The 17729-nt window shown below is 38.5% G+C and carries 16 protein-coding genes; 5 read left to right on the top strand and 11 right to left on the bottom strand.

Going from position 1 to position 17729, the window contains the following annotated elements:
• Nucleotides 1–11: 11 nt before the first annotated feature.
• The 7 genes from KP713_RS06220 to pyrR all read right to left on the bottom strand — a co-directional run bounded on the left by KP713_RS06220 (nucleotide 12) and on the right by pyrR (nucleotide 5752).
• Nucleotides 12–536 (bottom strand): DUF1523 family protein, encoded by a 525-nt coding sequence (locus KP713_RS06220; RefSeq protein WP_005626131.1) that lies wholly within the window; start codon nucleotides 534–536, stop codon nucleotides 12–14.
• Nucleotides 537–562: 26 nt separating this feature from the next.
• On the bottom strand, nucleotides 563–1345 hold the full coding sequence (locus tag KP713_RS06215; RefSeq protein WP_140527376.1) for a TatD family hydrolase: 783 nt from the start codon (nucleotides 1343–1345) through the stop codon (nucleotides 563–565).
• Between the two features lie 54 nt (nucleotides 1346–1399).
• Complete coding sequence (locus KP713_RS06210) at nucleotides 1400–2383, bottom strand: DNA polymerase III subunit delta' (protein ID WP_215770158.1); 984 nt, start codon at nucleotides 2381–2383, stop codon at nucleotides 1400–1402.
• Complete coding sequence (gene tmk, locus KP713_RS06205; RefSeq protein ID WP_215770157.1) at nucleotides 2380–3012, bottom strand: dTMP kinase; 633 nt, start codon at nucleotides 3010–3012, stop codon at nucleotides 2380–2382. The genes KP713_RS06210 and tmk overlap by 4 nt, the downstream gene beginning before the upstream one ends.
• A 16-nt stretch (nucleotides 3013–3028) precedes the next feature.
• Complete coding sequence (mltG, locus tag KP713_RS06200; protein WP_140527375.1) at nucleotides 3029–4072, bottom strand: endolytic transglycosylase MltG; 1044 nt, start codon at nucleotides 4070–4072, stop codon at nucleotides 3029–3031.
• A 76-nt stretch (nucleotides 4073–4148) separates the two neighbouring features.
• A complete protein-coding gene (locus KP713_RS06195; protein ID WP_140527374.1) occupies nucleotides 4149–5138 on the bottom strand; it encodes a peptidylprolyl isomerase in 990 nt (329 codons plus the stop codon).
• 74 nt (nucleotides 5139–5212) lie between these two features.
• Nucleotides 5213–5752: a bifunctional pyr operon transcriptional regulator/uracil phosphoribosyltransferase PyrR gene (pyrR, locus tag KP713_RS06190; protein WP_048952948.1), complete on the bottom strand. Its 540-nt coding sequence runs from the start codon at nucleotides 5750–5752 to the stop codon at nucleotides 5213–5215.
• A 139-nt stretch (nucleotides 5753–5891) separates the two neighbouring features.
• Here pyrR and mazG point away from each other — a divergent pair, with 139 nt between their 5' ends.
• Complete coding sequence (gene mazG, locus KP713_RS06185; RefSeq protein ID WP_215770156.1) at nucleotides 5892–6683, top strand: nucleoside triphosphate pyrophosphohydrolase; 792 nt, start codon at nucleotides 5892–5894, stop codon at nucleotides 6681–6683.
• A gap of 48 nt (nucleotides 6684–6731) precedes the next feature.
• Here mazG and KP713_RS06180 read toward each other — a convergent pair whose 3' ends face one another.
• Complete coding sequence (locus KP713_RS06180) at nucleotides 6732–7607, bottom strand: VirK/YbjX family protein (RefSeq protein WP_140524539.1); 876 nt, start codon at nucleotides 7605–7607, stop codon at nucleotides 6732–6734.
• 191 nt (nucleotides 7608–7798) lie between these two features.
• On the opposite strand from KP713_RS06180, the gene lon reads away from it, so the two are divergent.
• The 4 genes from lon (at nucleotide 7799) to serA (ending at nucleotide 13521) form a co-directional block, all read left to right on the top strand.
• Nucleotides 7799–10213 (top strand): endopeptidase La, encoded by a 2415-nt coding sequence (gene lon, locus KP713_RS06175; protein WP_215770155.1) that lies wholly within the window; start codon nucleotides 7799–7801, stop codon nucleotides 10211–10213.
• 133 nt (nucleotides 10214–10346) lie between these two features.
• Nucleotides 10347–11498, top strand: a complete 1152-nt coding sequence (gene hemW / locus KP713_RS06170; protein WP_215770154.1) for a radical SAM family heme chaperone HemW — start codon at nucleotides 10347–10349, stop codon at nucleotides 11496–11498.
• Between the two features lie 101 nt (nucleotides 11499–11599).
• Entirely contained in the window at nucleotides 11600–12259 is a 660-nt protein-coding gene (gene rpiA / locus KP713_RS06165; RefSeq protein ID WP_048952943.1) for a ribose-5-phosphate isomerase RpiA, read from the top strand.
• Between the two features lie 29 nt (nucleotides 12260–12288).
• Nucleotides 12289–13521 carry a phosphoglycerate dehydrogenase gene (gene serA, locus KP713_RS06160; protein WP_048952942.1) on the top strand — a complete coding sequence of 411 codons (1233 nt, stop codon included), beginning with the start codon at nucleotides 12289–12291 and terminating at the stop codon, nucleotides 13519–13521.
• A gap of 120 nt (nucleotides 13522–13641) precedes the next feature.
• Here the strand turns inward: serA and KP713_RS06155 are convergent, their stop codons facing one another.
• The 3 genes from KP713_RS06155 to KP713_RS06145 all read right to left on the bottom strand — a co-directional run bounded on the left by KP713_RS06155 (nucleotide 13642) and on the right by KP713_RS06145 (nucleotide 17632).
• The gene (locus tag KP713_RS06155; protein WP_215770153.1) at nucleotides 13642–14766 is read right to left on the bottom strand and encodes a cytochrome-c peroxidase; all 1125 of its coding nucleotides are present in this window, start codon (nucleotides 14764–14766) and stop codon (nucleotides 13642–13644) included.
• Between the two features lie 46 nt (nucleotides 14767–14812).
• Complete coding sequence (locus KP713_RS06150) at nucleotides 14813–16657, bottom strand: ABC transporter ATP-binding protein (protein ID WP_215770152.1); 1845 nt, start codon at nucleotides 16655–16657, stop codon at nucleotides 14813–14815.
• A gap of 78 nt (nucleotides 16658–16735) precedes the next feature.
• Complete coding sequence (locus KP713_RS06145) at nucleotides 16736–17632, bottom strand: cupin domain-containing protein (protein WP_215770151.1); 897 nt, start codon at nucleotides 17630–17632, stop codon at nucleotides 16736–16738.
• Nucleotides 17633–17729 lie beyond the last annotated feature (97 nt).

The following is a 17729-nucleotide window of genomic DNA, read 5'->3' as shown; positions in this document are numbered from 1 at the left end:
CGTTCAGGATATTACTCTTCGCTGTCAAACCAGCCGCGAACAAATTGAATAGACAAGAATAAAGTAGCTAACAGGAATGCATAGAAAATCCAAGAAACGATTGGATGACTTGGCGTGTCATCAGCAGTAATTTCTTTAATTGAGGTTGCATTGCGATATTCATCCATCATCGTAATACGCCAACCATAGTATTTAATTTGCACAAGTTTGTTGTCATTACCCAAAGCCTGCGCTTCAGCCTGTAAATTGGCTGAGCCAAATTTGAAGTAGAACGGAAAACCCCAACGTGTATCTTCATTGCGATACACCATAATTTTTCCATCGTCATTTTGCGTATTGATGTAATACACATCACGTGTTGGGCCATCAGCTGGATTCGATTTTGTGATTGGCCCATCTTTATCAACGCGTTTTACTTCTACGCCAGTAACACGTGTCACATCGTAATGAGGGAACACATAATTCACCACAGAAAACATAAAACCGTGGAATAAAAAAACAACAATAAATAAGAAATATTTAAAAAACTTTCGCATACTTTTCCCTTGTCAGAACTGTGCATTTATTCTACACGAATTTTAAATAAACGCTCGAAATTTTGCGTGGTGATTCTAGCAAACGACTCAGCCGAAACACCCTTTAATGTTGCCACATATTCACATACTTCTCTCGTATAAGCCGGTTGGTTTTCTTTTCCTCGATAAGGTACTGGCGCAAGATAAGGAGAATCCGTTTCAACCAATAAGCGATCCGTTGGCACATAACGAACAACCTCACGAATCGCTTCGGCATTTTTAAAGGTGACAATGCCAGAACAAGAAATATAAAAACCTAAATCCAACGCTTTTTTCGCAAATTCCATGCTTTCCGTAAAACAATGAATAACGCCACCGCACTTTTCAGCATGGTGCTGGCGTAACATTGCAATGGTGTCATCGCCAGCAGAACGAGTATGAATAATTACTGGCTTATCTAACTGGTTTGCAATATCGATTTGGCTACCAAACACTGCTTGTTGCTCCGCCTTATTGTCCGCGCTGTAATAATAATCTAATCCAATTTCGCCAATCGCAATCACTTTTGGATCTTGTGCTAAACGCAATAAACGTTCTGCGTCATAAGGTTCCTCTTCAAAATCCAGTGGGTGAACACCACAAGCAAGCGAGACATTATTAAATTCGCGTAAAGATTCATAAGCCTGCTCAAAACGGCTTAAGGTTACACCAATTGCGAGCAAATGTTTCACACCACGCGCGCGCGCTTTTTCCACCACATCTGCGATGTTTTTATGTAAATTTTCATAATCCAATGCATCTAAATGGCAGTGGGAGTCAACAATGAACATAATTATTTTTCCTTATACCTAAGGCTTGAACGCCATAGACGATATATCTTTAATTTATTGCGTTTCAAATACTTCTGTGACTAATCTGGTCAAGCTATCTAATAGCATCAATTCAACATTCACACCATTAATTGTAAGCAAATCTGACCGCACTTTTTGCATAATTTTGATTGCTTGTAATAAACCAAGAGCGGTTTGCTCATCGCTGAATTGTTCGATACCGCGGCCAAGATCGGCAACTTGTCGATGACTATCAATTTCAAGTTTATGTTTTAAACAATCGGAAAGAAAAGCCAAAATCCAATCCACTTGCTGAACATAGCGTTCTTTATCAAACAACGGAAGCAATTCTAATGGTGAACGTCGGCGATAGAACACCCAAAATTGACGTAAGAAGTTTTTACGCTGTTCAATAAGCTCTTGTTGTAAAGTCTCTAATGCTAAAAGCGGACGCCCAAGATTCATCGCAAGTGCGGTCAAAATTTCCTGATTTTCAGCCGCACTTTCTGATTTCAACCAATCAAGAGCCATTTGTTCATTAGGCACGGACAGATTCCACACTTGGCAACGACTGTAAATGGTTGCTAATAAACTTGCTGAACTATCCGTCTGAAGTAAAAAATAAGTATTTGGACGAGGCTCTTCTAATGTTTTCAATAACGCATTAGCAGCCGCTTCCGTTAAACGTTCCGCACCTTGCACATACACCACTTTATTACCGTTTTGTTGTGCATGTTGAGCAACTATTTCATTAATGTCGCGTACTTGATTGACGCCAATATCCTTACCATCAATAGGGCTCAATTCATGATAATCTGGATGACTATGAGCTTGCATTAAATAGCAAGAATGGCATTGACCACAAGGTTTATCACCTTTAGCCACACACATTATTTTCTGTGCAAGCGCATCAAATAAATTTTCTACACCTAAACCAGAATCAGTTTTAATCAGCACAGCATGATGCCCCAAACCTTCGTCAAAGGTTTGAGCAATTTGATGATAAATTGGCATTAACCAAGGGTAAAGTGCGGTCATTTTTCGTGTAATTTCCACCAATTTTTAACCGCACTTTCAATATCAGCTTGAACAAGTTCAATACTCTGCTCAGCATTAATCACTACTGCTTTTGGATTATCTTGTACTAACGCTAAATAGCGTGCTCGAGTGCGATGGAAAAAATCTAAATCCATTTGTTCAATACGATCTAACTTGCCACGTCCACGGGCTCGCGCTAAACCAACAATTGGATCTATATCCAAATAAATTGTGAGATCTGGCTCAAAATCTCCTAATACAGTTTCTTTCAAGGTGAGCATAAAATGCGGGTCTAATTGACGTCCACCACCTTGATACGCTTGAGATGACATATCATGGCGATCACCCACCACCCATTTTCCTTGCATTAAAGCAGGCTTAATCACGTTATCCACCAACTGAATACGTGCCGCATAAAGCATTAATAACTCTGCTTTATCTGTCACAGGTTCTTCGGTTTCATGTTTAATTAAATGGCGTAATTTCTCTGCCAACGGGGTTCCACCAGGCTCGCGTGTAAATACGACATCTTGAATACCAAGTTCATGCAAGACTCGCACAACAGACTGATGAGCGGAGCTTTTCCCCGCACCTTCCAAGCCTTCAATGACAATAAATTTTCCTTTCATATTTTCTTCCGCACTTTTATTTGGCATTTTTCTGGCTGCGATACCAACGTAAATATTCTTGTACTGCTTTATTATGTTCATTCAAATTTCGGGTAAATTTGTGTCCACCAGAACCATCTGCCACAAAATAATAAAAATCTGTTTTTTCAGGGTTCGCAACAGCCTGTAACGAGCTTTCACTTGGCATAGCAATTGGCGTCGGTGGCAATCCATCAATCACATAAGTATTATAAGGCGTTGACATTTCTAAATCTTTTTTACGAATATTACCACTGTAATTCTCACCCATACCATAAATTACCGTTGGATCCGTTTGTAATTTCATTTTTGCCTTCAAACGGTTGATAAATACAGAGGCCACTTTTGCTCTCTCAGTAGCAATGCCCGTTTCTTTTTCTACGATAGAAGCCAGAATCAACATTTCATAAGGATTCGCTAAAGGTAAATCCTCATCACGCTCGTTCCATGCCTTATTTAACGCCTTTTTCATTCGCTCAGCGGATCGCTTAAGTAGCTCTAAGTCTGTCGATTTAGGTGTATAGTTGTAAGTATCAGGATAAAGCCAACCTTCCACATTTTTTAGTTCAAGATTTCTACCAACATCTGGCAAATCAAGTAATGTGAAAATTTCCTCGTTACTCTTATCTTTCACGCTTTGCACCAAGTGCGATGCATTTTCAAGATCTTTTCGCCAATCCTTGAAGGTTTTTCCTTCAATCCATTTTACATTGAACTGCACTTCCTTACCTGAATTAAGCAAATCCAGTAAATCTTGCACAGTTTTAACATTCTCAAGAGAATAAGTCCCTGCTTTTATTTTATTTAGCTCAGGTTTCAACTTCAGCAAATAAGGTAATAATCTCCCATCATCAATTAACTTTTCTTGCTCAAAAAGTGCGGCTAATTTTGAACCAGTTGTGCCACGTTCAATAGTTAAAAGTTGATCTGCCTGCACATTTAGCGGAGTTTTTACAAATTCAGTAATTTTGTAATAACCAAAACTAACCACACTCGTTAAAATCAAAATTAAAAGTAAAATCGCAATTAAAAATTTCTTCATAAGATATAAGAAAGAGAAAATAAAAAACAAAAAACAACAAAAGGGGCAATTAAGCCCCTTTCTTTTAAATATTAAATCATTTATTAAAATATTGGATATCTGCTTTTTTACGCAATGCCTTAACCCAATCTTTTGTTGCATCTTGCAACTGAGAGTTTACTAAATGTTCATAGGCTTTTTGTGCGTAGGCCTCAGCAGTAAGATCGCCGTCTCTCATCCCTGTCACTTCCAAAATGTGCCAGCCAAACTCTGTTTTAAACGGTGCAGAAATTACTCCTTGTTTACTTTGTACAACAGTTTGTGCAAACTGTGGCGCATAAGTTTCAGGGAATGCATAACCTAAACTGCCGCCATTTGCGCCGGATAAATAATCTTTTGAATATTTTAACGCTGCATCTGAGAAAGAAATTTTTCCAGCAAGAATATCTGAGCGAATTTTTGTAAGTTCTGCTTTGGCTTGTGCATCATTTAGCATTGGATTTAGTTTAAGCAAAATATGACGAACTTCATATTCTTTTCCTGTTATTTTCTGTGCAGAACCTTTTTCTTTTGCTTCCTCTAACATTTTTTGTCCAAGGGCCCAAGCTTCACTACGTGCTTGTTCAACATCCACGCTTTCATGAATTGCTTTATTTCGAATTGCATCGCGGGTCATCGTTTGTAATTGGTTTTCCCAGGCTTTTCTGACATCTTTTGCGATACGCTGGCGAAATTCATTTAGTGAGGAACCTTCATTACTTAGCGCAATAGCGAACTGCCCTAAGGTTAAATTGTTTGCTGCAGCAATATGATTAAGCTGTTGCTCTACAGCTGCATTTAATGCTTTAGGGTCAATTGAAGGGGCTTTCACATCTTGCATTGCTTGATGAAGCAAAATGTCATCAATGATTTTATCTAAAGCAACTTGGCGATCTCCACTTTTTCCTATATTCGCTTGAATCTGGCTTTCAAGGACTGGAACGCCATTCACCATTGCTACAACACGTTCTTCGGCTTTTACAACAGAAGCTAAAACAATGGTGCTAATAGTGGCTAAAAACAATGATTTAAATGTAGATTTTTTCATTTCTGTTTTATCAAAAAGTATCAACAATGCTCTTTAGATTATCAGTTATAAAGAAGGTTCACAAGTGACAGTAATTATTTCCCAATAATAGCAACTTCATAGCAACCATCATATTTTTCAGTGCGAACTTGTACTAATTCCTCGCGACTTGTTGGGACATTTTTTCCTACATAGTCAGCCCTAATTGGTAGTTCTCGATGTCCACGATCGATAAAAATGACTAACTCAATTTTTGCTGCTCTACCAAAATCAGTGAGTGCATCCATTGCTGCTCGAATGGTTCGACCAGTAAAAAGTACATCATCGACAAGAATTACTGTTTTGTCTTGAATATTCAAATATTGTGAGGAGCCACTGTATACAGGCATTTTATCCTCTTGATCTACTAAGGTTAGATCGTCTCGGTAAAAGGTAATATCCAGTTCCATAGATGGTAATTTATTACCACTTAATTTTTCTACTCTATGCTGTAATAATGCGGCAATTTCAGCCCCGCGGCGTTTGATTCCAACAATCACTACATTATCGAGAGATTGGTGTTTTTCAATGATTTCATGGGAAATGCGTGAAATTGTACGAGAAAAACGATCGTGATCGATAATAATTTTTTCCATCTTGTCCAGCTTAATAAAAGATTTTCTAGGGGCTAGAGTATAAAGAAAAAGTAGTTAAAAAGCGATTGTATTTACACCCTTTTTCTTATTGTTCCGTTATACTATTAAACAGATAGATTATTGATTAGGAGGCGAGACAATGCATTATTCTATTCAGGATTTTATTCAACTTATTGCTCAATTGCGTAATCCAAATGGCGGATGTCCTTGGGATTTAAAACAAAATTATGAATCCATGATTCCTTGCTTAACGGAAGAAACTTACGAAGTAATCGAAGCGATTGAGAAGAAAGACATACCAAATTTACGCGAAGAATTAGGGGATTTATTGTTACAAGTCGTTTTCTTCAGCCAGCTTGCTACGGAAGATAAATACTTTACTTTTGACGATGTATTGCAAGATGTAGCTGAAAAAATTGTGCGCCGTCATCCTCACGTGTTTGGTGATGCAAAAGCGGGGGACGAAACAGAAGCCCTTTCCCGTTGGAACGAAATGAAAGCCAAAGAAAAACAAGGTAAAAGTGAAGAAACTTCTATTTTAGATAATGTACCTCGTGCTTTGCCTTCCCTTACAAGAGCGGAAAAATTACAAAAACGTTGTTCAAAAGTAGGGTTTGATTGGGAAGAAATTTCCCCTGTATTTGACAAAGTGCAGGAAGAATTAGAAGAAGTTCAAGCTGAAATTAACCGCACTTCGATTGAGCAAAATAAAGTGGAAGAGGAAATGGGCGATTTATTGTTCGCAACGGTCAATCTTGCTCGCCACTTAAAATGTGATCCTGAAGATGCATTGCGAAAAGCGAATTTAAAATTTGAACGTCGTTTTCGAGCAGTAGAACAAGCGGTTCAACAACAAGGTAAGCAAGTTAATGATGTGCCGCTTATTGAATTAGATTTGTTGTGGGATGAAGTGAAAAAACAAGAAAACTAATTGAGAAGTGCGGTAAAAATTTCTCTCATTTTTACCGCACTTTCTTCCTTAAAGTTGCTGAATATTCAATGCCATTTGGTCTAACATTTCATAACGTTTACGATACATAGAACGTTTTTTACTTGCGATATCTTCTAACTGTTTGCGTTCAATATCCAAAGGTAATTGCCAATAATTATTGTGGTATTCTCCAAGGTTCTCTTGCCAGAACTCATCGTAATTAAACAAAATTTTACTGCGCGCAGAAAGACGATATTTTCCTTGCGCTTTGTGTGGAATACCCACTAGCTCATATTGCCATTTTTCAGCAAGTATTTTGAACGCATTGACCAGCAGAAACATTGGACGCATACCGTGCAATGATTTCGTAGCCTGTTTTACAAGTTCTTGAGCATTGTCACTTGAAGGGCCTTGAATCGAGGCAATAAGCAATTTATTCGGGCTCAAAAAAGTGAAAGAAGCATCATATACTCGCTCATTATGTTGATTACGAATATTAATAGAAAAATACCCTTCGAAGGGATCGATATGGTTGATACTCAAAGATAAACGCAAATCATCAGTTAATTGTGTTAACACGATATTTTGTTGTTCTAATAATTGTTGGCAAAGCGAACGTCCCATTTTCTCTTCTGCCAAACGTAAATTCTCCGTAATCGCCGTTAAACGTTCTGAAGCAGAAAAGCGTTTATCGCAAAAAGTAGTCAGAACTGTATTGATACGATAATAATCTTGTGTAAATAAAGGCTGCCATTGAGTTTCTGTATTAAGAAAATCTACTAATTGACTACATTGCTTTTGATACAAGCATTTATAACCATAATAGCGTAATTTTTCCCGCACTTGTTTGAGAAAAGGGCGATCCTTGGAATAAGGATACATTTGAACGTAAGTGGGGAAAATAAAATTATTTTTCGCGGACATAACTCAATATTTTGTGAAATTTAATAAAACTATCAGTCATTTTAGCGATTATCACTTCATTTGCCAAAATTCTTTTTTGTTTAAAACCCACTTTATAACTCAGATTTTGTTATAATCTTTTCCTTGAATTCCTTTTTCCCTACCCCAATATTTACCCAAATTATCGGAAAGAATTAATAGAGAGATAAATTATGGCGAAGAATACCCAACGTACGATGCCCGTATTGCCATTACGCGATGTCGTCGTTTTCCCTTATATGGTGATGCCACTTTTTGTAGGGCGTGCAAAATCAATTAATGCCCTTGAAGAAGCGATGAACGATGATAAACAGCTTCTTTTAGTATCTCAAAGAGAAGCAGATTTGGAAGAGCCAACCCCTGAAGATTTATTTGATGTGGGTACCATTGCTAATATTATTCAGTTACTAAAACTACCTGATGGCACAGTGAAAGTGCTAGTTGAAGGTCAGCAACGTGCAAAAATCTCGAGTATTGAAGATGGTGAGAAATGCTTTTCTGCTCAAATAACGCCTATCGAAACGACTTATGGTGATGAGAAAGAATTACATGTCGTGAGAAGTACGGTGTTGTCTGAGTTTGAAAATTATCTTACTCTGAATAAAAAGGTACCTGCTGATATATTAAATGCTATTCAACGTATTGATAATGTAGATCGTTTTGCTGATACGATGGCGGCACATTTGCCAGTTGCAGTGCACCATAAACAGAATGCATTGGAAATTGTTGATGTGCAAGCACGCTTAGAGTTTTTGCTCGGTATAATGGAGTCGGAAGCTGACATTCTTCAAGTAGAAAAACGTATTCGTGGCCGAGTAAAAAAACAAATGGAGAAAAGCCAGCGCAACTATTATCTTAGCGAACAAATTAAAGCCATTCGTAAAGAAATGGATGATGGTGAAAGTGAGGATACGATTGATGAAGTTGAACAACTTCGTCAAAAAGTAGAAGCTGCTGGCATGCCAGCAGATGTGCGCAATAAAGTGGAAAATGAGCTACAAAAACTCAAAATGATGTCAGCCATGTCTTCTGAAGCAACCGTTGTTCGTAGTTACATTGAATGGATGATCCAAGTGCCTTGGCATCAACGTTCTAAAGTGAAAAAAGACATTTCGAAAGCACAACAAGTATTAGATGCCGATCACTATGGTTTAGAACGAGTGAAAGAACGTATTCTTGAATATCTTGCAGTACAAGCTCGTTTAAACAAAGTGAAAGGACCCATTCTTTGCTTAGTTGGCCCTCCAGGCGTAGGTAAAACCTCTCTTGGTCAATCTATTGCGAATGCCACTGGTCGTAAATATGTACGCATGGCATTAGGCGGTGTTCGCGATGAGGCAGAAATCCGTGGTCACCGTAAAACCTATATTGGTGCATTGCCGGGTAAATTAATTCAAAAAATGGCAAAAGTGGGGGTGAAAAATCCATTATTCTTGCTTGATGAAATCGACAAAATGGCATCCGATATGCGAGGCGATCCAGCCTCAGCATTACTTGAGGTGCTCGACCCTGAGCAAAACACCACGTTTAACGATCACTATTTAGAAGTGGATTATGATCTTTCTGATGTAATGTTTGTGGCGACATCAAACTCTATGAACATTCCAGGCCCATTATTGGATCGTATGGAAGTTATTCGTCTTTCTGGTTATACAGAAGATGAAAAACTTAATATCGCGATGCGTCATTTGTTAGCGAAACAAATTGAACGTAATGGTTTAAAGAAAGGCGAACTTACCGTCGAAGAAAGCGCAATTTTAGATATTATCCGCTATTACACACGTGAAGCGGGCGTTCGTGGATTAGAACGTGAAATTTCAAAAATCTGCCGTAAAGCAGTGAAAAATTTATTGGTAAATCCAAAACTTAAATCTATCACCGTAAATTCAGATAATCTGCACGATTATCTTGGTGTCAAACGCTTTGAATTTGGCAAAGCCGACACACAAAACCGCATTGGTGAAGTGACAGGTCTAGCTTGGACAGAAGTCGGCGGCGACTTACTCACTATTGAAACTGCCTCCGTTGTTGGTAAAGGAAAACTCACATTTACCGGTTCATTAGGTGATGTAATGAAAGAATCCATCCAAGCGGCTATGACTGTTGTGCGCGCTCGTGCGGATAAACTTGGTATTAATTCTGAATTCCATGAGAAACGCGATATTCACATTCATGTGCCAGATGGTGCAACACCAAAAGATGGTCCGAGTGCAGGTATTGCAATGTGTACGGCATTAGTTTCTTGTTTAACAGGTAATCCTGTACGTGCGGATGTAGCCATGACAGGTGAAATCAGTTTACGCGGTAAAGTATTACCAATCGGTGGATTAAAAGAAAAACTTCTTGCTGCACATCGTGGCGGAATTAAAACCGTATTAATTCCAAAAGAGAACGTTAAAGATCTCGAAGAAATTCCAGAAAACGTAAAACAAAATCTTGCGATTCATGCAGTAGAAACCATTGATGAAGTACTTGGCCTTGCATTGGAAAATCCGCCTGAAGGCATTGAGTTTGTCAAAGTTGAAGCTAAAGCGGCAAAATCACCCCGCCGTAAAGCGACCAGTAAGACAACAAGAGCGGTCAATTAATTGAATGTTTTAGGGCTTGTGAAAACAGGCCCTTTTTATCAACATTCATAGTGTCAGCTAAGATTTCATATTTACACAACGTTAATTTGTACTTTTTCAACTGTTCTCACATTTAAAACTTGTTAATAACAGCATGCTCAAACTTCCTCCACTTTCCCTTTATGTACACATTCCATGGTGCGTTCAAAAATGCCCTTATTGTGATTTTAATTCTCACGCACAAAAAGGCGATATACCAGAACAAGACTATATTTACCACCTTCTGCAAGATCTACGGGCTGATTTACAGCGCTTTAAAGATTCAATTCAACAACGAAAACTCCATTCAATTTTTATTGGTGGCGGTACGCCAAGTTTATTTTTAGCAAAAAGCATTGCATATCTCTTAAAAGAAATAAAAACGCAGATTGATTTTGAAGATAATATTGAAATCACATTAGAAGCGAATCCTGGCACGGTAGAAGCTGAACGTTTTAAAGGTTATGTATCAGCAGGCATTACGCGAATTTCTATGGGGATACAAAGCTTTGATGATGACAAATTACAGCGTCTTGGGCGGATTCATAATGCAGCAGAGGCAAAAAGTGCGGTCAATTTAGCGAAAGTTTCTGGGCTAAAAAGTTTCAACTTAGATTTAATGCACGGTTTGCCAAACCAAACGTTGGAAGAAGCCTTAGATGATCTTCGCCAAGCTATTGAGCTATCTCCTCCTCACCTTTCTTGGTACCAGCTTACTATTGAGCCAAATACGATGTTTGCTTACCGCCCACCTAAATTGCCAGATGATGATGAGCTTTGGGATATTTTTGAACAAGGCCACCAACTGTTAACTGCGGCAGGCTACCAGCAATATGAAACATCGGCTTACACAAAAGCGGGTTTTCAATGTAAACATAATTTGAATTATTGGCGGTTTGGGGATTATTTAGCCATTGGCTGTGGCGCACACGGGAAATTGACGTTTCCGAATGGCGAGATTACCCGCTTTTCTAAAACTAAGCACCCGAAAGGTTATTTGCGTGGCGAATATCTTTACGAAGAAAAAAACGTGCCAGAAATTGACCGCCCTTTTGAATTTTTTATGAATCGCTTTCGTTTGTTAGAAGCGGTACCCAAACAAGAATTTGAAGATTACACAGGTTTATCGCAAAGTGCGGTGAAAAATCAAATTGATTTTGCTATTCAACAAAACTATATTGTGGAAAACAATGATTCTTGGCAAATCACTGAGCATGGCAAATTATTTCTCAATGGACTTTTGGAATTATTTTTAACGGAATCGTAGCTTATCCGTTAAACCTATCACTGCTGAAAATTACACTTGTTTATTAAATACTCTCGTAATAAAGTAACGCAATCGTTTACTTATTAAAATAAGGAAAAGAAATGAATCAATTAGAAATGAAAAAACTCGCAGCACAAGCTGCATTACAATATGTAAAAGCTGACACAATTGTTGGCGTGGGAAGTGGCTCCACTGTGAACTGCTTTATTGAAGCTTTAGGTACAATCAAAGATAAAATTCAAGGCGCAGTTGCGGCTTCCAAAGCATCAGAAGAATTACTCCGTAAACAAGGTATCGAAGTATTTAATGCAAATGATGTCTCGAGCTTAGATATTTATGTGGATGGTGCAGATGAAATCAATCCACAAAAAATGATGATTAAAGGTGGTGGCGCAGCACTCACTCGTGAAAAAATCGTCGCTGCATTAGCGAAAAAATTTATTTGTATTGTGGATTCGAGTAAACAAGTGGATGTGTTAGGTTCGACCTTCCCATTACCAGTTGAAGTTATTTCAATGGCTCGTTCACAAGTAGGCAGAAAATTAGCCGCACTTGGTGGCGCACCGGAATATCGTGAAGGAGTGGTGACTGACAACGGCAATGTGATTTTAGATGTGCACAACTTTACTATTTTAAATCCAGTTGAAATGGAAAAAGAATTAAACAACGTTGCGGGTGTCGTCACTAACGGGATATTCGCGTTACGTGGCGCAGACGTTGTGATCGTCGGTACGCCTGAAGGCGCCAAAATTATTGACTAATTCATAATAAAAATCATAAGGAAGCAAACATGACAAACAAAGTCTCTCTAGACAAATCAAAAATCAAATTTGTATTGTTTGAAGGTGTGCATCAAAGCGCACTTGATACGCTCCATGCGGCAGGCTATACCAATATTGATTACTATAAAAAAGCACTAGATGGTAATGAATTAAAAGAAGCCATTAAAGATGCACACTTTATCGGCTTGCGTTCTCGCACCCATTTAACGGCAGAAATGATTGAGGCCGCACCCAAATTAATCGCAGTAGGCTGTTTCTGTATTGGTACCAACCAAGTGGATTTAAATGCGGCAAAAGCGCGTGGAATCCCTGTATTTAATGCGCCATTCTCAAACACTCGTTCTGTCGCAGAACTTGTATTAGGCGAGATTTTATTACTTATGCGCAATGTGCCACAGGCGAATGCCGAAGTACATCGTGGCGTCTGGAATAAATCAGCGACGGGATCTCATGAAGTGCGGGGTAAAAAACTTGGAATTATTGGTTACGGCCACATTGGTTCACAATTAAGTATTATTGCGGAATCATTAGGCATGGATGTACATTTCTACGATATCGAAAATAAACTTCCGCTCGGTAATGCCAAACAGGTTCGTAGCCTTGAAGAATTACTCAGTTCTTGCGATGTGGTTTCATTACATGTGCCAGAGCTGCCATCTACCAAAAACTTAATGAATGCTGAGCGTATCGCACAATTAAAACAAGGTGCAATTTTGATCAATGCTGCGCGTGGTACAGTGGTAGATATTGATTCTCTCGCTCAAGCCTTAAAAGACGGTAAAATTCACGGTGCTGCCATTGATGTATTCCCAATTGAACCTGCGTCAATTAATGAAGAATTTGTCTCACCGTTACGCGAATTTGATAATGTGATTTTAACTCCACATATCGGTGGTTCAACAGCAGAGGCACAGGAAAATATCGGTTTTGAAGTAGCAGGTAAATTTGTCAAATATTCAGACAATGGTTCAACACTTTCTTCCGTCAACTTCCCTGAAGTATCTTTACCAGAACACGAGGGAACAAAACGTTTATTGCATATTCATGAAAATCGTCCTGGTATATTGAATAAACTGAACCAAATTTTCGTCGAAGCCAACCTGAATATTGCCGCGCAATATTTACAAACTGACCCGAAAATTGGTTATGTTGTCGTTGATGTAGAAACAAATGATGCATCGCCATTACTGGCGAAATTGAAGGAAATCGATGGCACAATTCGTGCGCGAGTACTTTATTAGTTAGAAAATAACCCAACTTATATGAGACAAGTTGGGTTATTTATTTTACTCGCTAGACTAAGTAAAGAATAGCCTAGATTTTAGGATGGATTCAATTTAATTAAAAATTGTCTAGTTTTCTTAATTTCTTTCATAAGGTGCATCCGTTAAGGTTTTTAAAAAAGATTCTAGTGCATCAATTTCTGTATCAGTTAATGGTTTTCCTTTAAGCGCGTCGTGGCTTACAGTTGGTGCATATTCGGGCAAATCCCAGGGCTTATTGGTTTCTGGATTAATTTTTCGTGCAGGGTTATTGTAGCTATCTAAGAATAATAATACGGTGCGAAGTTCTTTAAATACTCCATTGTGCATGTAAGGTGCTGTAACTGCGACATTACGGAGTGTGGGCACTTTGAATTTTCCTTTTTGTTTTTCATCTCCCTTTACCATTGGATTATCGAGTAAGCCATTATCAATCCAGTTATTGTCTAATTTATTATGTGCAATTAAGGCTTCATTCTTAGGAACACCAAGATTGAAATAACGATAGTTTGTGAAAGTTTCTTCATCGTGATCGGCTGTTTGTAATTGATGACAATTACTACAATTTGTTTTTTCTTTATCAAAAAATAATGCCTTTCCTAAAGATTCTTGTTCTGTTAGGGTATCCTTTCCAGCTAAAGTGCGGTCGTATTTTGAGCTGAATTGGCTAAATAAATCTAAATGTTCAAAAGTAGCTAATGCTTGTTCCATAATGGCATATATTTTCTGATTATCTTTCCATATTTCGGCACCAAAATATTTTGTAATGTAATCTTTCACGGCTTGATTTTCTTCAATACGTTTTACTACATCTGCTTTATCTTTCATGCCCATTTCTACGGGGTTTAATGGTGGACCTCCGGCTTGTTCTGCAAGATTTTTTGCTCTACCATCCCAGAATTGTCCGCCCACATAATCGTTAATTTTTTCATCAAAATGGAAGCTAGGTGAATACTTAGCATAAAGTGCAGTTGGTGTGTTACGGTTACCAAATTTTGTTGGATCATCTCCTTGAGAGACCATATGAGCGATATCATTTTGACGCAAGTCAGCAAAGGCTGCTGCTGGCATATGGCAAGTGGAGCAGGATTGGGTCTTATTATGAGAGAGGGATTTATCAAAAAAGAAAACTTCTCCAAGACCGAGTAAAATAGGATCGATTTTTGTTTCCTGTGCTAGACATAGAGTGGGGAGAATTAACATAGGAAGTAATAATTTTTTCATTTAGACTCCAATAAAAAATAGGTAAAAACAAACCGCACTTTGGGTTTTATTCTATATGTTCACTCAAGAATCCACCGCTTTGGTGAGCCCATAGTTTTGCATATAGTCCATTTCGTTCCAGTAATTCAGCATGGGTACCTTGTTCGACAATTTGTCCTTTATCAAGCACAATCAAGCGATCCATCGCTGCGATAGTAGATAAACGATGGGCAATGGCAATCACTGTTTTATTTTCCATCATCTTATCGAGACTTTCTTGTATTGCCACTTCTACTTCAGAATCTAGTGCGCTTGTGGCTTCATCTAACAATAGAATTGGTGCATCTTTTAACATGACACGAGCAATAGCAATGCGCTGCCGTTGACCACCTGAAAGTTTTACACCACGTTCACCCACATGGGCATCATAGCCTTTTCTGCCCTGAGCATCAGTAAGGAATGGAATGAAATCAGCGGCTTCCGCTCGTTCAGCAGCTAAAACCATTTCTTCATCTGTGGCATTCGGGCGTCCATAAATAATATTGTCACGAACAGAGCGATGTAGCAGAGATGTGTCTTGAGTCACTAAACCGATTTGGCGGCGTAGGCTTTCTTGTTGCACATCTAGTACATCTTGCCCGTCAATAGTAATCGAGCCTTGTTGTGCTTCATAGAAACGAAGCAACAAGTTCACAATTGTAGATTTCCCTGCACCAGAACGGCCGATTAGTCCGACTTTTTCACCAGGTTTGATAGTGAGATTGAAATGATTGAGCAATGGTTTTGTCGGATCATAAGCAAAGGTAATATCGTTAAATTTAATTTCCCCTTGTTTCACTTGTAACGGCGATGCTTGAGGTTTATCCACAATAGTGTGAGGTTTAGTTAAGGTATTCATTCCGTCGTTTACGGTTCCGATATTTTCAAACAAACGGGCAGATTCCCACATAATCCAGCGAGATAGTCCATTTACTCGTAATGCCATTGCCGTTGCCGTTGCTATTGCACCCACGCCAACTTGACCATTTTTCCATAAAATAATACCAAGTATTGCAGTGCTTAACGTAAGTAGAATATTTGTAGCGTAAGTGAGTGTATCTAGTGATGTTGCTAAGCGCATTTGAGCGTGCACTGTGACCATAAAATCTTCCATAGAACGCTTGGCATAAGCGGCCTCTCGCGAACCATGAGAGAATAATTTTACCGTGGCAATATTGGAATAAGCATCTGTAATGCGTCCTGTCATTAACGAGCGTGCGTCAGCTTGTCGTTGTGCCGTTTTTGATAATTTAGGAATGAGGGTTCGTAGGATAAAAATAAAAATCGTAATCCAAGCAATAAATGGCAGTAAGAACCAAGAATCTAATGCTGCGAGAACTAATCCTGATGTAATAAAATATACGATGACATATACAAACATATCTGCCAGTGTGAGCACTGTATCACGAACAGCAAGTGCGGTTTGCATTACTTTGGCAGATACTCTGCCGGCAAATTCATCTTGATAAAAACTCAAACTTTGCCCAAGCATTAAACGATGGAAATTCCAACGTAATCGCATTGGAAATACGCCTTGTAAGGTTTGTAAACGTACGGTAGAGGCTAAAAATCCCCACACAATGCTAACAAGTAATAGGGCAGCCATGCCAATTAATAAATGACCTTTTTCTTGCCATAATGTCTCAGGTGTTAATGTCCCTAACCAATCTACAAGCGTTCCCATAAATTGGAATAATATGGCTTCCATTACACCAGTACCAACCGTTAGCACTGTCAGTAAGAGAATCCAGCCTTTCATTCCTTCAATGCTAGACCAAATAAAACGCAATAAGCCTTTTTTAGGTGTTGTTGGATTACCTTCTGGATAAGGATTTAAGCGGTTTTCAAACCACGAAAAAATTTTGTTAAACATATCTTTTCCTTAAAAAGAAAAGGCAACAGATGTTGCCTTTCAAAAAACTTGGAGATTATAGCGCAAAAATTCTCCAATTTATAGGCTGGCAGATTTTCTGTATTGGCTTGGCGAAAGTTGGTAGTAATTCTTGAAGGCTTTACTAAAATGCGCTTCCGATTGATACCCTACCTCTAAAGCAATGGCAAGCACAGATTGTTGGGATTGTTTTAATAAAAATGCTGCCGATTGTAACCGCACTTGAGTAATAAAACGCCCTGGCGACATACCAAGTTGTTGTTGAAAAACACGAATAAAGTTTGCACGAGACATTGCAGAAAGATCGGCTAATTGTTCAATTCTCCAATCTTCTTGAGGGCGTTGTAATATCGCACCTAGCACCGTATTTAATCGCTTGTCTTGCAACGCAAGTAGCACACCGCCTGTAATTAAGTTCTCTTGAATCGCATGGCGTAAAATATAAATTAAAAGCACATTCGAAAGTGCATCGACGACTGATTTCGTACCTGCATCGTTTTTTTGTGCTTCTTGTAGAAAAAGCTGAACCAAAGGATGAATCGGCGTATCGCATAAATTGAGATGCAAATATTCAGGCATAGAAGCTGTGAGGAGAGCATCTTGCTGATAATAAAATGCACCGCAGAACATTTTTAAATCTGGTGTGCCTTGCCCTACTTGATACAATTCAAACGCACCTTGCCAGCTTTTTTTCAATGATGCGTCCTTTGTTTGGGTGGATGAATGACGCATAAAGTGCGGTTGATTTTGGGGAAGGAAAAAGATATCACCTTCCTTTAAATGAAATTGCTTTTGTCCGAGTGTAAGCCAGCATTCGCCTTGTTCAATAAGATGGAATACGCCTTTTCCTGCATCTTTTTCTTGATGGGCAACTTGCCATTCACCTTGAAATTCACAGCGAATATTAATTTCCCCACGCACTTGTGCTAAATGGGTGAGTTTATCTAAATAATCCATAATGAGATGTTAGCGATAAAAATTGAGATAAATAAGCAAGTATCATAATCCAATCTGCCTATAATTTGCCACACCAGTTCGTTATTAATTCAATATA

Source organism: Haemophilus sp. SZY H36 (genome assembly GCF_018829625.1).
Lineage (GTDB): Bacteria > Pseudomonadota > Gammaproteobacteria > Enterobacterales > Pasteurellaceae > Haemophilus > Haemophilus haemolyticus_K.
This window is presented reverse-complemented; position numbering and strand designations above follow the sequence as displayed.

What these genes read in the sequence shown, in the direction of transcription:
- KP713_RS06220 (WP_005626131.1), bottom strand. Translation starts at nt 536, where the DNA reads ATGCGAAAGTTTTTTAAATATTTCTTATTTATTGTTGTTTTTTTATTC.
- KP713_RS06215 (WP_140527376.1), bottom strand. Translation starts at nt 1,345, where the DNA reads ATGTTCATTGTTGACTCCCACTGCCATTTAGATGCATTGGATTATGAA.
- KP713_RS06210 (WP_215770158.1), bottom strand. Translation starts at nt 2,383, where the DNA reads ATGACCGCACTTTACCCTTGGTTAATGCCAATTTATCATCAAATTGCT.
- tmk (WP_215770157.1), bottom strand. Translation starts at nt 3,012, where the DNA reads ATGAAAGGAAAATTTATTGTCATTGAAGGCTTGGAAGGTGCGGGGAAA.
- mltG (WP_140527375.1), bottom strand. Translation starts at nt 4,072, where the DNA reads ATGAAGAAATTTTTAATTGCGATTTTACTTTTAATTTTGATTTTAACG.
- KP713_RS06195 (WP_140527374.1), bottom strand. Translation starts at nt 5,138, where the DNA reads ATGAAAAAATCTACATTTAAATCATTGTTTTTAGCCACTATTAGCACC.
- pyrR (WP_048952948.1), bottom strand. Translation starts at nt 5,752, where the DNA reads ATGGAAAAAATTATTATCGATCACGATCGTTTTTCTCGTACAATTTCA.
- mazG (WP_215770156.1), top strand. Translation starts at nt 5,892, where the DNA reads ATGCATTATTCTATTCAGGATTTTATTCAACTTATTGCTCAATTGCGT.
- KP713_RS06180 (WP_140524539.1), bottom strand. Translation starts at nt 7,607, where the DNA reads ATGTCCGCGAAAAATAATTTTATTTTCCCCACTTACGTTCAAATGTAT.
- lon (WP_215770155.1), top strand. Translation starts at nt 7,799, where the DNA reads ATGGCGAAGAATACCCAACGTACGATGCCCGTATTGCCATTACGCGAT.
- hemW (WP_215770154.1), top strand. Translation starts at nt 10,347, where the DNA reads ATGCTCAAACTTCCTCCACTTTCCCTTTATGTACACATTCCATGGTGC.
- rpiA (WP_048952943.1), top strand. Translation starts at nt 11,600, where the DNA reads ATGAATCAATTAGAAATGAAAAAACTCGCAGCACAAGCTGCATTACAA.
- serA (WP_048952942.1), top strand. Translation starts at nt 12,289, where the DNA reads ATGACAAACAAAGTCTCTCTAGACAAATCAAAAATCAAATTTGTATTG.
- KP713_RS06155 (WP_215770153.1), bottom strand. Translation starts at nt 14,766, where the DNA reads ATGAAAAAATTATTACTTCCTATGTTAATTCTCCCCACTCTATGTCTA.
- KP713_RS06150 (WP_215770152.1), bottom strand. Translation starts at nt 16,657, where the DNA reads ATGTTTAACAAAATTTTTTCGTGGTTTGAAAACCGCTTAAATCCTTAT.
- KP713_RS06145 (WP_215770151.1), bottom strand. Translation starts at nt 17,632, where the DNA reads ATGGATTATTTAGATAAACTCACCCATTTAGCACAAGTGCGTGGGGAA.